17 protein-coding genes are annotated in these 15,471 nt (G+C 44.9%); 3 read left to right on the forward strand and 14 right to left on the reverse strand.

Going from position 1 to position 15,471, the window contains the following annotated elements:
* The first annotated feature begins 2 nt into the window (after positions 1–2).
* Positions 3–362: a 50S ribosomal protein L20 gene (gene rplT, locus H4I94_RS14200; protein ID WP_005182440.1), complete on the forward strand. Its 360-nt coding sequence runs from the start codon at positions 3–5 to the stop codon at positions 360–362.
* A 444-nt stretch (positions 363–806) separates the two neighbouring features.
* Here the strand turns inward: rplT and H4I94_RS14205 are convergent, their stop codons facing one another.
* The 3 genes from H4I94_RS14205 to lgt form a co-directional block, all read right to left on the reverse strand.
* Positions 807–1,172 (reverse strand): hypothetical protein, encoded by a 366-nt coding sequence (locus H4I94_RS14205; RefSeq protein ID WP_261183516.1) that lies wholly within the window; start codon positions 1,170–1,172, stop codon positions 807–809.
* The gene (locus H4I94_RS14210) at positions 1,172–1,558 is read right to left on the reverse strand and encodes a hypothetical protein (RefSeq protein ID WP_261183517.1); all 387 of its coding nucleotides are present in this window, start codon (positions 1,556–1,558) and stop codon (positions 1,172–1,174) included. Before H4I94_RS14210 ends, H4I94_RS14205 begins: the two co-directional genes overlap by 1 nt.
* A gap of 222 nt (positions 1,559–1,780) precedes the next feature.
* Positions 1,781–2,593, reverse strand: a complete 813-nt coding sequence (gene lgt / locus H4I94_RS14215) for a prolipoprotein diacylglyceryl transferase (protein ID WP_092818991.1) — start codon at positions 2,591–2,593, stop codon at positions 1,781–1,783.
* Positions 2,594–2,686: 93 nt separating this feature from the next.
* On the opposite strand from lgt, the gene H4I94_RS14220 reads away from it, so the two are divergent.
* Positions 2,687–3,469 (forward strand): NRDE family protein, encoded by a 783-nt coding sequence (locus H4I94_RS14220; protein WP_261183518.1) that lies wholly within the window; start codon positions 2,687–2,689, stop codon positions 3,467–3,469.
* Positions 3,470–3,511: 42 nt separating this feature from the next.
* Here the strand turns inward: H4I94_RS14220 and H4I94_RS14225 are convergent, their stop codons facing one another.
* From H4I94_RS14225 to tatA, 4 genes are all read right to left on the reverse strand, one after another.
* Positions 3,512–5,704: a PhoX family protein gene (locus tag H4I94_RS14225; protein WP_261183519.1), complete on the reverse strand. Its 2,193-nt coding sequence runs from the start codon at positions 5,702–5,704 to the stop codon at positions 3,512–3,514.
* Between the two features lie 156 nt (positions 5,705–5,860).
* The gene (gene tatC / locus H4I94_RS14230) at positions 5,861–6,640 is read right to left on the reverse strand and encodes a twin-arginine translocase subunit TatC (RefSeq protein ID WP_092818988.1); all 780 of its coding nucleotides are present in this window, start codon (positions 6,638–6,640) and stop codon (positions 5,861–5,863) included.
* Positions 6,637–7,104 (reverse strand): Sec-independent protein translocase protein TatB, encoded by a 468-nt coding sequence (gene tatB / locus H4I94_RS14235; RefSeq protein WP_261183520.1) that lies wholly within the window; start codon positions 7,102–7,104, stop codon positions 6,637–6,639. The genes tatC and tatB overlap by 4 nt, the downstream gene beginning before the upstream one ends.
* A 6-nt stretch (positions 7,105–7,110) precedes the next feature.
* The gene (gene tatA, locus H4I94_RS14240; RefSeq protein ID WP_261183521.1) at positions 7,111–7,344 is read right to left on the reverse strand and encodes a twin-arginine translocase TatA/TatE family subunit; all 234 of its coding nucleotides are present in this window, start codon (positions 7,342–7,344) and stop codon (positions 7,111–7,113) included.
* Between the two features lie 190 nt (positions 7,345–7,534).
* On the opposite strand from tatA, the gene H4I94_RS14245 reads away from it, so the two are divergent.
* The gene (locus H4I94_RS14245; RefSeq protein ID WP_261183522.1) at positions 7,535–8,416 is read left to right on the forward strand and encodes a permease; all 882 of its coding nucleotides are present in this window, start codon (positions 7,535–7,537) and stop codon (positions 8,414–8,416) included.
* Between the two features lie 117 nt (positions 8,417–8,533).
* On the opposite strand, the gene rdgB is transcribed toward H4I94_RS14245, so the two are convergent.
* The 7 genes from rdgB to H4I94_RS14280 form a co-directional block, all read right to left on the reverse strand.
* On the reverse strand, positions 8,534–9,160 hold the full coding sequence (gene rdgB, locus H4I94_RS14250; protein WP_092818984.1) for an RdgB/HAM1 family non-canonical purine NTP pyrophosphatase: 627 nt from the start codon (positions 9,158–9,160) through the stop codon (positions 8,534–8,536).
* Positions 9,161–9,267: 107 nt separating this feature from the next.
* Complete coding sequence (locus tag H4I94_RS14255; protein ID WP_131273910.1) at positions 9,268–9,855, reverse strand: tetratricopeptide repeat protein; 588 nt, start codon at positions 9,853–9,855, stop codon at positions 9,268–9,270.
* Positions 9,852–10,445, reverse strand: coding sequence for a methionine biosynthesis protein MetW (gene metW / locus H4I94_RS14260; RefSeq protein WP_261183523.1), 594 nt, complete (start codon positions 10,443–10,445; stop codon positions 9,852–9,854). The genes H4I94_RS14255 and metW overlap by 4 nt, the downstream gene beginning before the upstream one ends.
* Positions 10,445–11,605 (reverse strand): homoserine O-acetyltransferase, encoded by a 1,161-nt coding sequence (locus H4I94_RS14265; RefSeq protein WP_261183524.1) that lies wholly within the window; start codon positions 11,603–11,605, stop codon positions 10,445–10,447. The genes metW and H4I94_RS14265 overlap by 1 nt, the downstream gene beginning before the upstream one ends.
* 88 nt (positions 11,606–11,693) lie before the next feature.
* Entirely contained in the window at positions 11,694–13,391 is a 1,698-nt protein-coding gene (gene leuA / locus H4I94_RS14270; protein ID WP_261183525.1) for a 2-isopropylmalate synthase, read from the reverse strand.
* A 266-nt stretch (positions 13,392–13,657) separates the two neighbouring features.
* Positions 13,658–14,764 (reverse strand): alpha-hydroxy acid oxidase, encoded by a 1,107-nt coding sequence (locus H4I94_RS14275; protein WP_261183526.1) that lies wholly within the window; start codon positions 14,762–14,764, stop codon positions 13,658–13,660.
* Positions 14,761–15,444, reverse strand: coding sequence for a Fe2+-dependent dioxygenase (locus H4I94_RS14280; protein WP_261183527.1), 684 nt, complete (start codon positions 15,442–15,444; stop codon positions 14,761–14,763). Before H4I94_RS14280 ends, H4I94_RS14275 begins: the two co-directional genes overlap by 4 nt.
* Positions 15,445–15,471 lie beyond the last annotated feature (27 nt).

Below are 15,471 nucleotides of genomic sequence, written 5' to 3' on the forward strand. Positions count from 1 at the left end.
AAATGGCTCGTGTAAAACGTGGTGTACAGGCTCATCGCCGTCACAAAAAAATTCTTGCTCGTGCTAAAGGTTACTATGGCGCGCGTTCACGTGTTTATCGCGTAGCGTTCCAGGCAGTAATCAAAGCTGGTCAATACGCTTACCGTGACCGTCGTCAAAAGAAACGTCAATTCCGCGCTTTGTGGATTGCACGTATCAATGCCGGTGCTCGTCAAAATGGTTTGTCGTACAGCCGTATGATCGCTGGCTTGAAAAAAGCTCAAGTGATTATCGACCGTCGCGTACTTGCTGACATCGCTATGCATGACGCAGTTGCATTTGCTGCTTTAGCTGAAAAAGCTAAAGGCGCATTAGCTGCTTAATCATCGCTTGATGATTGAAAAAGACCGCTTTTTAGCGGTCTTTTTTATTTTCGGCTTTAGAAATACATTCAATAGATATCTTTCATAAATCAGAAAATGTTCAATATTTGATATTTTAAATCAGCACGGCTTCATTTGATGGATTTAATTTTTTACCTTCTCGTAGGCAATCTCTCTACTTTTGAGAGGTCAAAAGTAGCCAAAAACCTTTTGTTTCCCATACACGACATCCTGAGCCAGTTTTAAGCACTGCTTTAAAATGCAGCACAAGGGATGGGAAACGTGTGGCATCCATGCCACACTCATGACTCTAATATCGACTAAAATTTATTTTCAATTTCAGCTTTACGAACAATTTTTAGTTTTCAAAATGATTTATGAAAGAAGGTTATTATCGATTTATATTTATTTAAGTATTTGAAATAAAATATAAAGTTATTAAATCTAATCAAACCTGCGCTTTGGAAAGCCCGATAATATAAATAAGCCAATGGCAGCAAAGCCAATTACCTGAATGGCAAGCATCAGCTTATGTTGTGGGGGCAACACAGAAATCAAGGTAATTATGGCCATCAGTGGCATGATGAATACAAGAATTGCAAAACCTTTCTTATACGGATTATCTGCCGCAATTTTTAAGCTTAACGCTCTTAACACATGAATTCCCATACCAATGCCCACGCTTACTCCTGTCAACATTGGCGAAAGCTGCTGTACGGTAGAACAGAGATAAATGATTACACAAGTTGCAATGCAGACCATCAGTTTCAGCTGGCGGCTACATTGGTCTGAATACCAGAATTCCAGCATTATTTTTGCTCATCCAATGGGGTATTTTTATTCAGTAAAGACAAGGGTGAAAACAGGCAGATGGCCAAAGCCATAAAACCAATGCCTTGGGCACCCGGAATGAGAATTTCGCCACTTTGCATATGCATGAAAATCAGGGCCAGCAGCAGGGCAATCGGAATCCAGACCAAGAGTCGATAGAACAGGCCGGTCGGGTTTTTGGCAGCAAAATGAATTTTGCAGTAACGGCAAATCAGGAAAATAATCCCTGTACCCATGAACATCAGGATGGCATCCGGTTTGAGAGGTTCCATCCAGTACAGCACGCCTGTGGCGATGGCAATCCCCACAAAGATCAGCAGTTTATGAAGGATGGAAACTTTAGGATTAAACCAGAATTCGAGCATGTTTTTCTATTGGATGAATAAGAATTAAGGGCACTTTAGCATACGAGCAAGAGGGAAGCACAGATTCAACCTGCCTGTAAATTATTTTAAATCTCTTTCTTAAGAGTACATAACCAGAGAGATAAAAAAAGGAGACATTTTTTGTCTCCCTCATCCTAACCTTCTCTTACTCTTAAATTTAAAGCAGTGCTTAAACTTAAGTTCAGGGAGAAGGAATTTTATTTAGCTATTTTTATTTGGACCCCAGTCATAGATTTTCTTTTGATAGGCATACCACATCATCCACAGGCCAATCAAAATCATCGGGACAGTCAGGAACTGGCCTTTACTCATCCAGCCAATAAACAGCTGGCCATTGTCGGGTTCGCGGAAGAATTCCACCACAAAACGTGCAATACCATAACCGATCAGGAACAGGGCAGAAACCGCCATACGTGGACGCGGCTTGGAGCTGAACCACCACAATACAATAAACAGGATTAAACCTTCGCCCAACGCCTGATAAAGCTGTGAGGGATGGCGGACCAACTGCAATGGATCGGTAGGGAAGATCATCCCCAGTGCAAAGTTTGGATCAGAGACCGGACGGCCATAAAGCTCACCGCCGATAAAGTTGCCAATACGACCGAACATCAGGCCAGTCGGGACACAAGGGGCAATAAAGTCCAGCGTCTGAAACCAGGTTTTCTGGTATTTCTTGCACCAGAACAGCATGGCAAGCATGACACCCAGGAATCCGCCATGGAAGCTCATGCCGCCAGTCCAGACCTGAAACAGCCACAGCGGATTGGCCAGGAACTGTTCAAAGCCATAAAAGAACACATAGCCTACACGGCCACCCACCACGACCCCTAAGGCACCATAGAAAATCAGGTCAGAGACCATGTCTGGCGTCCAGCCATCACGCTGTTTGGTCCGATAGGTTGCCAGTCCCCAGGCAAATAAAAATGCCAGTAAATACATCAGTCCATACCAGTGGACTTGTAATGGTCCCAGCGATACCGCAACCGGGTCTATATTCGGGTAGGTCAGCATTCCTGTTCCTTGTGATTCTGTTTTGCACAGATTTTAGCTGAAACCTAGGAAAAATGTTGTACATTCAATGTGTAAAGATAAAGAGCATGAATTATGTGTATTGTAGCTTTAGCTTGGCAAGTCCTGGATGATACACCGCTATGCCTGATTTCCAATCGGGATGAGTTTTATCAGCGGCCGAGTGCAGCATTGCATTGCTGGGAAAACAGTCCGATTATTGCCGGAAAAGACTTGCAGTCCGGCGGGACCTGGATGGGGATTACCGCCTCAGGTCGCTGGGCAGTGTTGACCAATTTCAGGGATGCCAGTGATAAAACACAGTATCCGACTTCACGCGGTCATCTGATACAGGCTTTTCTGGAATCCGATTTAACGCCGATCCGCTTTGCGCAAGCATTGGAAAAACGCCAGTGTGATTATGCCGGCTTTAACTTGTTTTTAGGGGATTCAAATCAGGCGGTTTATATGAGTAACCGTGGCGAAGCACCGCAGGTTTTAGCCCAAGGCGTGTATGTGGTGTCAAATGGTTTAATGACCGAACATTGGGAAAAGACCCGTCATCTGCGTAAACGCTTTACCCAGGAATTTTTACCGATGCTGCAGCATACGAATACCCCTAAAACCGATCTGGAATTTGCGGTATGGGACATTCTGGAAGATGAACGGAAAATTATTCCTGAACTGCTACCACAAACCGGCATCAGTCTGGAGATGGAAGAATTACTCTCTTCGACCTTTATTCAAAGCCCGTTGTATGGCACGCGCTGTTCCAATTTTTTAAGGCTGAAAAACGATGTCTGGCTGTGGCAGGAAAAATCCCAGCAGGGGGAAACCCAGGGCAATATTATCCAGATAGATTTACCTTTGAGTAAATAAAAAAATGCCGACACGAGGTCGGCATTTTTAAAATTTGGAAACTTATCCAGCAATCACTCCCCCATTTTTACGGGTAATCACGACCGTTGCTGAACGCGGACGTGCAGTGGTATTGCTTGGATCTGTTTGCGTCGCAGGCCAGTGGCTGGTTGCATTATTATAAGCAGTTGAGTCTTCACCTGGATGCTGAACGTTAATGAAGATGGCTTTGTAATCCGGTGTCATGGTTACGCCGGTGATTTCACACTCTTTCGGTCCAGTCAGGAAGCGACGTAAGTTTTCATCGGTCACTTTGGCACCCATAAAGGTATCTTGTGTACCCGCACCTGAAAGTGCAGTTGCTTTGCCACCATCACCCATCGTACCCGGCAATGCAGCCAGCATCATGCAGTTCGTCACGTCCGTGTAGGCGCCGTCGTCGGTTTGAATCCAGAGTACGCCGCGTGGGTCAAACCACATGCCATCCGGGCTAGAAAAGTCATTATTGTCAGTTAGGCCAGACAGGTTAACATTTTCAAGCATTTTTGCTTCAGCACCAAACAGGTAAATATCCCATTTGAATGTGGTGGCTGTTGTATTGTCGGCATCTTCACGGAAGCGGATAATGTGACCATTCACGTTACCTTTGCCGCCTTCAGGATCTGTATAGTTACGTGGGTTGGCGGCATCGGTTACATAGTTGGTACCACGGTTACTGTTATTGGTGAGAGTGACATACACTTCACCATTGTTCGGATTGACTGCAACCCATTCAGGACGGTCCATTTTGGTTGCGCCAACAGCATCTGCAGCGATACGGGCATGCGTTACGACATCCGCCTGGTCTGCAAATTTATAAGTCGTGTAAGCAGAAATTGCCGGGTTGCTCATCGATAGCTCAATCCACTGACCTGTACCATCGCTATTGAATTTGGCAACATACAGTTTACCGCTATTCATGTATTTATCGCCGGCTGCATAGCCACCGTTGACATCCTTTGCATCCCATTTCGCATCAGAAACAAATTTATAGATGTATTCACCACGTGAGTCATCACCCATATAAAATGCAAGGTTCTGACCTTCAATGGCACGGCTGGTACGGCAGTCTTCATGTGCAAAACGGCCCAGCGAGGTGCGTTTTACAGGGTCCTGACGGCTATCGAATGGGTCAATTTCTACAATCCAGCCAAAAGTATTCGGGATATTGCGATAGTCTAAAGATGCAGATGCACCTACAACAGACGCATTCCAGCGATCATACATATCTTGATTTTCTACACCAGCAAGGGCTGTTTCCCATTGATAACGCGATTTAGCACCTTGTTTTAAACCGTAACGGTTTAATGCCACAACTTCATTGGTGCTGCGCAACGTATCATCTGTTGCATTACGCACAAAATAACCGATGAAGTTTTCTTCAGCGGTCAGATAGGTGCCCCAAGGTGTATAGCCATTACCGCAGTTATTTTGAGTACCACGGGTTTTTAAACCAGATGGAGAGAAGCGGGTTGAAAGTAAAGTTGAACCTGCAGCAACGCCGGTAAAAGTCATAGGGGTAGAAGCGGTAATACGGCGGTTGAAAATTGAATTTTTCAAAATTTCAACGGCTTGGGTTTTGCTGTCTTTTTTCAGGTGAATAATCGATACGCCATGCGCATTAACTTCACGGATCACTTCATCTTCAGGACGAGGACCAGTTCCCTTATTGGTCGGACCTGTCGGGTGTAAGAAAGTCTGGTTAATATATTCGTGGTTTAGAACTAATAAACCATGATCAGATTTAGTGTCATCATAACGGCCTGTTGTAGTATTTAGACCAAAATAGCTCATACCATCATGACAGTCACCAGAACGGAACTGGAAGCTCGGACCTGAAGGAACTTGGCTGTCATCCCATGCAGCATAGGATTGATTGATGGAATCGCCCATTGCATACAGTACTTTCGCTTCATAACCTTCTGGTACCGTCACGATATCATTCAGGTTTTTCGCGACTGGGGTAAAGCTCAGTTTCTGCGGTAATTTGGTTGGATCAACAGGAGGAGTTGTTGTGACCGGGGTGCTGCTACTATCACTATCGCTGCCGCAAGCGGTCAAAGTTGAAGCCAAAGTCAAGGCAACTGCGCCGCTTGCAGTTTTGCTGATAAGGCTGCGGCGTGTAATCGCCTGCTCTAAAATGTCACGAAAATGGATATTTTCAGAAGTGTTATTGTCTAATTCTTGATCTTCATGATATGGCGTAAAGTCTGTCATGATAATTTTCCAAATGTATGGTTGTTGTAAAGTTGTTTTAAACTTAGGTGAAAAATATGACAGCGTCCTGACGTTTGAATGACAGTCTGGTGAAGAAAATAAGTCGTTTTTATGAAAAAAGCAGACCTCTGTCTGCTAACAACATCGCGGTTGAATTTAAACGGTACGCCGTTTTTCCAGCAGCTTACCCAGCCATAAACCTATTTCAAACAACAGCCACATTGGAACGGCCAGCATAATCATCGACAGGGCATCCGGCGGGGTAACAAACATCGCCACAAAGAAGCAGCCCACCACAATAAAGCGACGTTTTTCCACCAATTGTTCGGTACTGACCAGCCCGATTAAGATTAAAAGCAAGGTAATCACCGGAATTTCAAAAGTAAATCCGAATACCAGGAACAGCTTCAAACAAAAGGCCAGATAGCTATTAATATCTGTCATCGGGGCAACGGTTTCGGGTGAAACACTGATAAAAAAATGCAAAATAGAAGGCAGGGCAACAAAATAGGCAAAGCTGATTCCGATATAAAATAGACAGATACTGCCAATCAGTAAGGGTAAAGCCAGATTCTTTTCTTTTTCATATAAGGCAGGTTTTACAAAGGCCCACAGTTGATAAAGGATATAAGGCATGGCCAGTAACAAGGCCACAAAAAAGTTCAGCTTAAAGGGAGCCATAAACGTTGCCGTGACATCGGTGGCAATCATGGTCGAGGTGCTAGGCAACTGTGCGCGTAACGGCTCCGACAAAACCTGGTAGGTTTTATTGGCCAAAGGCAATAAACAAAAAAATAAGCCAATCAGCAAGGCAATCATTTTAAACAGATGTTTACGCAGTACCATTAAATGCTGGGTAATCGGCATTTCTTCAAGCGCTGATTGCTGTTGCGTTGCCAGGGGAGCGGGTAACTGGTGCTCTAGGGGAGTACTCATACGGCCACCTTTAACGGATTGAACTGTGCACTTGCAGGCATGCTGTTTAAGGGTGCTGCTTGGATCATTGTCTGCTTGGCACAACCCGGTGTTTTTAGATAAATACTACAGGGCTGTTGTGATTGAATAAAAATATAAAAAGTGGGAGCATTTTTATTATGTGGCACTGCATTTTGTGCTTGTTCTTCTGCTGCAAGTTGTGATTGTTGTTGTAGTTCATGCATTTGAGCTTGCATCTTTTGTTCCAGCTCTTGAATACGCTGCATTTCCTGTTGCATCTGTTCCCGTAGTTCAGACAAACGCAGCTCTCGATCAATATCATTTTGTACGTTACTGATCATACGTTTGATTTTAGCAAACCATTTTCCAGCAAAACGTGCAGCTTCCGGCAGCTTATCCGGTCCAAGTACCAACAAACTAATGATGCCAAAAGCCAGCAGTTCAGTCATACCGATATTGAGCATAACGTTTTAGCCTGAATGTGTTTTTGCTGTGGAATTGACATCTGCAGGATTGCCTTGATGTTCAATGGTGCGCGGTTCATTTAATGCAGAAGTCGTGACTTCATCTTCTTTAATCGACTTTTTAAAATCTTTGACTGCACCGCCGACATCTTTACCCAGATTTTTCAGTTTGGATGTGCCAAACAATAAAATCACTACAATTGCAAAAATGACAACGTGCCAAATTGATAATCCTGCCATGAAAATATCCTCATTTTTATTGAGAACTATCTCAACAGGTCTGTATGACATTGCCGTGACGTTTCTGTTTCGGTTTTAATACAAAGATTCATGGCAAGATGAATATAAAAAATAAACCCTGCAAGATCATGTTTGAATATCAGCTGTGCTAGGATGGGTTTCTTAAGTAAAAAACCAAGTTTGCACCCTCATGGCACTGATCCTTCCTCTTGTTTCTTTTCTTGCCGGATATTGGGGAGTGCATGTTTTAAAGCCGATACGGCCATTATTGGCAGCTTTGCTGGCCCGTCTCTTTATACCGCTGCTGATCATTTACAATATGGTGTTTTATAAAGAAGGCAGTCTGTGGCTGATTGGTTTCAGCCTGTTCAGTTCGATTGTTTTCTTCAGTGGTTTTTATTATTTTCAAAAAGACAAATTACGAGCCCTGTGTTTCAGTTACTTGAATGGTGCATGGTTAGGCCTTCCTTTTGCTTTAGCTGTCTTTGGCCCAGATGCCAGCAGTACCATTGTCGCCTTATATATCGGCGGTTCTTTGTTTGGCAATATCTGTGCGGTGATGGCGGTGAGTGAAACCCGGCAGGATACGGGATTTATTATTAAAAATGTCATACTGTCACCCCCTGTCATTGCCTTGACCGCGGCTGCTGTTTTGTCATTTTGGGACTTCAGCAGCTATGAATCTCATCCCCTAATACAGCTGATTTACCAAGCCAATAAAGTCTTGGTGACCTTTGCCGGTATGTGTGTTTTGGGAATGTGGCTGAGCAAGGTCAGGATTGGCTGGCGTGATTTGAAAGGTAGTTTGCTGCTCATCAGTAGCAGGATGTTATTGGCGGTTTTATTGTGTGCAGCTGCTTATCTGTTTTTGCCTATTCCGCATCAAATGCTGACCTATGCCGTAATGTTGATGTTCTTTCTATTGCCGCCAGCAGCGAATATTGTGGCGCTGGAAACGCATTATCAGGGGACGGGCTATTCAGCAAAATATATTGCGTCGGGTAGTGTGGCCAGTGCAATATTGATCGGGCTTTATGGGGTACTGCTGCATGTATTAGTGCCGGCACTATAAATGAAGAGTTCTCTCTCCCTTTGGGAGAGAGTTAGAGAGAGGGTTTTGAAAGATTAACCTCCCTTGCGAAGCTGAGCTTCTCATCCCTCCTTTTAGGAGGGAGAATAAATAATGAAATTACTTCTCCAGGCTTGCCTTAAACAGCTCCATCGCCTGACCGCGATGGCTGATTTTATTTTTATCTTCCTTGCTCATCTCGGCACTGGAAATACCCAGTTCAGGCAACCAGAATAGCGGGTCATAACCAAAACCATTTTCGCCGCGAGGAGCTTCCAGTACTTCACCTGTCCAGATGCCCTGGAAAATTTGAGGCAGCGGATCTTCAGCATGCTGAACCAGCGCAAGTACGCAAACAAACATGCCCTCAATACTTTCACCTTCTTTACGAAGCGGTTTCAGTCGGCTTAAGAGCTTTTCATTGTTGGCGGCATCATTGCCATGTTCGCCGGCAAAGCGTGCAGAATAAATACCCGGCGCACCGCCCAGTACCGGAACACAAATACCAGAGTCATCTGCTATGGCCGGTTTGCCTGAAATTTTGGATGCATGACGCGCTTTAATAATGGCATTTTCAACAAAGCTCAAACCATCTTCAATCGCATCTTCAATATTCAGTTTGCCTTGAGGAATCACTTCTACAGGCAGATTTAACTCGGCAAACATTTTTTCAAATTCGGCAATTTTCCCTTTGTTGTTGCTGGCAAGAACAAGTGTGCCTTGAGATAACCAATCTTGTGCAGACATTCGATAAAAACTCTAATCTTTAAAATAAGTTCAATTTTACCTGAAATAGGGACGAAGAATCAGTCAATAAAAAAGCACCCGAAGGTGCTTTATAGAATCAGGCAGAATTATTGAGCCTGAATCCATTGGTCTGCACGGTCACGTGCCTGACGAATCTGTTCCTGGCTCAAGTTGGCAGCCAAAGCGGTTTTCTTGCCTTCAGACAGTGAAATCACTTTATTGTCGAGCATACCGTCACGGGTAGACAGTTCATACCACTGGTATGCACCCACGTAATTTTTCTTTTGTTCTTCCATCATGGCCAGATTAAAGCTGGCGCGGTTGTCACCATGACTGGCTGCTTTTTCAAAATATTTACGTGCCAAAGCTTCGTCTTTTTTGGTGCCAATACCATCAGCCAGCATACGGCCGACATTCAGTTGTGCAGCACTCAGACCCTGATCGGCAGCGGCTTTGTACCAGGAAAAAGCTTGCTGCTCATCCTTTTGAACTTCTCTGCCTTGCTGATATTTGGTGGCCAGATAAAATTGTGCAGCGGGTTGACCAGCTTTGGCAGCTTTGGTCAGGCTATTGATATCCATGACTGAATATTGCGCAGCCTGGCTTGAAACCGAAGCTGTAGGGGCAACATATTCTGCATGGGCTTGAATGCTAAACAGTCCAACAAATAGTGTGCTTAATAATATTTTTTTCATAGCGCGCTCACTCGATAAATAGCGACTTCACCAAACAGATTTGGGATATGTTTACTGAGTAAACTACCTTGCTGATCCCCATTCACGGCGAGTCGATTAATAATCCGGATATCATTTTCCGCACAAAGTGCTTCAAAATCACGGAAAGTACATAAATGAATATTTGGCGTGTTATACCACATATACGGTAAAGCTTCCGAAACCGGCATCCTTCCTTTTAATGCCAAGAAAGAACGGGTCTTCCAGTACGCAAAGTTAGGAAAGGTGATAATGGCCTGTTTCCCTACACGCACCATATCACGCAATAATACGTCTGGTGCATCTACAGCTTGCAAGGCCTGTGCCATCACCACATAGTCAAAGGACTGGTCTGCAAAGCGGCTTAAACCGAGGTTCAAGTCTTGTTGGATAATATTTAACCCCCGACTTACCGCAATTGCAATCTTTTCCTGATCAATTTCTAAGCCATATGCACGAATATTGTGCTTTTTGCTCATATGTGCCAGCAGTTCACCATCGCCACAGCCTAAATCCAGCACGCTGGAATCGGGTTTAATCCATTTTTCTGCCAGTTGATGATCGATACGCATTACACAGTCTCCTTAGGTGTGGCTTCGAGGTGTTCTGCACCACCTAAAAATGCACGTAATGATTTAACGTAAAGCGGAATCGGGAACAGGAACGAGTCGTGACCCTGTTCTGCATCAATATCGACATAGCTGACAGGTTTATGGTTGCTGATCAGTGCATCGACAATTTCTTGTGAACGCTGCGGGGTAAAACGCCAGTCGGTGGTAAAGGACACCACCAGAAATTTGCACTTGGTATTGGCCATGGCTTTTTTCAAGGACTGCTCGTACTCGCGCGATGGGTCAAAGTAGTCCAGCGCCTTGGTCATAATCAGGTAAGTGTTGGCATCAAAGTTACGGCTGAACTGCTCGCCCTGATAACGCAAGTAACTTTCGACCTGGAATTCAACGTCAAATCCATACATAAATTTGCCCGACTTCAAGTCACGGCCAAATTTCTGTTTCATGGCTTCTTCAGACAGATAGGTAATATGACCGACCATACGTGCCAGAATCAGTCCGCGTTTCGGATAGCTGTCATTTTCCAGATAACGGCCATTATGGAAGTCCGGATCAGACAAAATGGACTGACGCGCCACTTCGTTAAAGGCAATATTCTGGGCCGACAGTTTGGGAGCGCTGGCAATGATCACACATTTTTTTAAACGGTCCGGATAATCGACTGACCATTGCAAAGCCTGCATGCCACCCAGAGAACCGCCAATAATGGCATACCAGACATCAATGCCCAAACGGTCAGAGAGCAGGGCCTGGGTTTTGACCCAGTCACGCACGGTGACAAGAGGAAAATCCGGACCATAAGGACGGTTGTCATTTTCCGGATTCGGCGAGATCGGGCCGGTTGAACCGCTGCAACCGCCAATATTATTCAGGGCAACAACAAAGAATTTAGAGGTATCAATGGCTTTGCCTGGTCCAATACATGCGTCCCACCAGCCCGGTTTTTTGTCATCTTCATGATGATAACCTGCCGCATGGTGATGGCCAGACAAGGCATGACAAATCAGGATGGCATTGGATTTGTCGGCATTGAGTTCGCCATAAGTTTCGACCATGAGCTCAAAACGTGGAAGAATTCGGTCACATTCGAGCTCTAACGGCTCTTCAAAAATAAACTTTTGCGGGGTAACTAAGCCCACTGAGTCAGCTGGAAAAGACACAGGAAATTTTCGCCTTAAATCTTTAGAATGAATAACAAAAGGATACCACTTGAGGGTATCCTTTCTAAAGTTTTTTATTTGATAAAGCTTATACGGCAGCAGCAATGACCTGATCGGTACTCAATACACCCTGGTCAATCAAGCGGTTGGTGCAGGCAATAATCGCTTCGATAGATGACGTCACAATGTTGTCATGCACGCCGGCACCAAATGCAGATTTACCGGTACCTTTGACCTGAAGTTCAACCAAGGCCAATGCTTTGGCACTTGCACCAGAACCGATACTGCGTTCTTCATAGTTCAACACGTCAATTGGCAACTGTAATGCATTCAAGATGGCTGAGATCGGACCGTTACCTTCACCACGCAAGTGCTGAACTTCGCCGTTTACTTCAATATCCAACTCAATGACCTGATTGCCATTTTCATCTGACAATTTGTAGTTTTTGGCAGAGTAATGAGCATCTTTCGTTGCTACATAAGTGTCTTTGAACAAGGTCCAGATGTCTTGTGCAGAAACTTCTTTGGCCTGTTCATCCGTTACCTGTTGAACCACTTGCGAGAATTCAATCTGTAAGCGGCGTGGCAATACCACGTTGTAATTGGATTCTAACAAGTAAGAAATACCGCCTTTACCAGACTGTGAATTGACACGGATCACGGCGTCATAGTCACGGCCCAAGTCTTTCGGATCGATTGGCAAGTAAGGCATATCCCAGATTTCTTCGTTTTTCTGGAATTCAAACCCTTTCTTGATCGCATCCTGATGCGAACCAGAGAACGCGGTGAACACCAAGTCGCCTGCATATGGATGACGAGGGTGCACTGGCAAACCGGTACATTCTTCAACAGTGGCAATAATTTCGTTGATGTTGGAGAAATCCAAGTTTGGTGCCACACCCTGGGTGTACATGTTCAAGGCAATCGCAGCAACGTCGACGTTACCGGTACGTTCACCATTGCCAAACACACAGCCTTCAACGCGGTCAGCACCGGCCATAATCGCCAATTCTGAAGCTGCAATACCACAGCCACGGTCATTGTGACAATGTACGGAAATAATCACGCCATCACGACGTTCAATATTGCGGTGCATCCATTCCACCTGGTCGGCATACACGTTCGGTGTAGATACCTCTACGGTGGCAGGCAAGTTTAAAATCACTTTGTTTTCAGGAGAAGCTTCCCAGATTTCAGTCACGGCATCACAGGCTGCTTTTGCCACTTCCAATTCAGTCGCAGAAAAACATTCTGGGCTGTACTGGAATACCCATTCAGTTTCAGGATATTGCGCAGCGTATTCTTTCACTTTTTGCGCCGCATTGATCGCCAACTGACGAGCACCTTCCACATCCACATTCAAGACTTTTTGACGGAAAGTTGGAGAATTTGAGTTGTAAATATGCACGATGGCACGTTTTGCACCGACCAAGGATTCGAAAGTACGCTGAATCAAATGATCACGTGCCTGCACCAACACTTCGATGTAAACGTCATCCGGAATATGATTTTCTTCAATCAATTTGCGGGTGAAGTCGAAGTCAATTTGCGATGCAGAAGGGAAGCCGATTTCAATGTGTTTGAAACCGATTTTGACCAACATCTGGAACATCTTGAATTTTTGATCCATATCCATCGGTTCAAAAATGGCCTGGTTACCGTCACGAAGGTCGGTGCTCATCCACATTGGCGCTTTGGTAATTTCGTTATTTGGCCATTGACGGTCTGGCAAGTCGACACGCTGGTACATGCGACGATATTTTTTACTTGGATCAGCCAACATCATGAGGTAACTCCTTGTGTAGCACCGATTGCTTAAAGTCGTGGATAACGGCAACCTGCTACTGATATAGATTGTGTCTATTTTAGCAATTTACAAGTCTGACACTGGAAAACATTAGTCGAAAGTTGTAATAAAACCAATGCTTTCTTATGGATTAGTTTTGCCACAGACTGTGTAAATCTATAACTTAATATTAATCCATTTATTCCGGAAATATTTTTCTATTTTTGCATGTAGAACCAAAGTTAAGAAAATATTTTTCAATAATTTTATCTTTTTTGGAAAATACACTCACTGTTAATGTCATTTAGCGTGGCTGTTCCCATTAATGCCATGGTAATCTCAAATTCTTCCTTCAGTATTTTAATCACGTGCGCCACGCCCAAGGCGCCTGCAGTTGCCAACCCATAAATATAAGGCCGCCCGATGAAAACCGCCGAAGCGCCCAGCGCAATCGCTTTAAACACATCTGAACCACGACGAATCCCGCCATCATAGAGCAGTGGAAAATCGGCCGGCACTACTTTTTTAATCAGTTGCAAGGCGGTGAGTGGAGCAATGCAGGTATCTAAAACACGACCGCCATGATTCGATACAATCAGGCCTTGTACGCCGTGCTGTATGGCCAGCCGGGCATCCTGCGGATTGACGATGCCTTTTAAAATGACCGGTAATGAAGTGTGCTGAACCATCCAGGCAATATCCTCCCAGGTCGGTGCGATCTTCATTAAGCCATTAAATACGGGATGGTCTCCCTCCTGCAGTTCAGGCAAGGGAATATGTGCCGGGGTGTGCGGATGCTGCATGTCTTCAGGCAAATGGAAAAATACCCGGCGTTCGCGGTCACGGATGCCGGTGTGCGGCGAATCCACGGTAATCACCAGGGCTTTAAAGTTTTGCTGTTCGGCCAGCTTCACCAAAGCCAGAGATTTTTCCCGGTCGCCTTGCCAGTACAGCTGAAACCATTTGTATGGATTGTCCTGTTTCAGCTGGCGCATGTCGGTATTGCTGAAAGTACTGAGCACTATATTGCTGCCAAGCACTTCTGCTGCCAGTGCAGTTGCTGCTTCAGCTTCAGGATGGAACTGTTGCTGGTGCCCAATCGGGGCCAGAAAAATCGGATGCGGATATTCCTGCCCTAAAATTTTACAGCGGGTATGGCCTTGAGTCAGGTCTTTGAGCATTTGGGGCAATAAGTGAATCTGTTGAAACTGATCCAGATTATCCCGAACGCTGACTTCATCCATGGAGCCGCCTTGCAAGTATTGCCACACCATGTCGGAAAGATGCTTTTGTGCTTCAATTTCATAATCGGCGACGGTCTGTAAATAGGCCGGAATCTGCGAGAGGGGAGCGATGGGTGCAACGGTTTTCATAGATCGCCCCATTGGCGTAATAAATTATGGTAGTGACTGGTCAAACCCAGAATTTCTTCGCTATCGCCAATCTGCTGGCGTAATTTAATAATGTTCATGTCGAGGTTAAACAGCATGCTGCGCTGCCAGTCATCTTTGACCATGCTTTGTATCCAGGTGCATGCCGCAATCCGCTTGCCTTGGGTCACTGCTTCCACCCGATGTAAGCTGGTAGCCGGGTAGAGTATGGCATCTCCGGCATCCAGTTTCACTTCATGGCTGCCATAATTGTCTTCAACAATCAGTTCACCGCCTGCATATTCATCCGGTTCAGATAAAAACACGGTAATGGAAACGTCAGTCCGAATCGCTTGTCCGATGCTGCTGGAATATTGCACGGCATTGTCGACATGATTGCCATAATGCCCCTGATCCTGATAACAGTTAAATAAAGGCGGAAGAATATGCTTGGGCAATGCTGCCGATTTGAGCAGGATGTTGTGTTGCAAGGCCTGGAGAATTTTGGCCGAAAAGGATTGATAAGCAATGCTGTTGGGATCAATCTGCAAATTATTTTTTATTTTCTGTGCCTGAAAGCCGGCACTGTGCTGACCCGGAACCCAGGCCTGACTGCTATCTAATTGTTGGCGTAGCTCGGCAACCTGCTGTTTGCTCAGAATTTCAGGAATATGTAACATCATCAGCTTGATCTGCATCCCTTAAATAAC

The organism is Acinetobacter sp. T_3_1 (assembly GCF_025377055.1).
Classification (GTDB): Bacteria; Pseudomonadota; Gammaproteobacteria; order Pseudomonadales; family Moraxellaceae; genus Acinetobacter; species Acinetobacter kookii.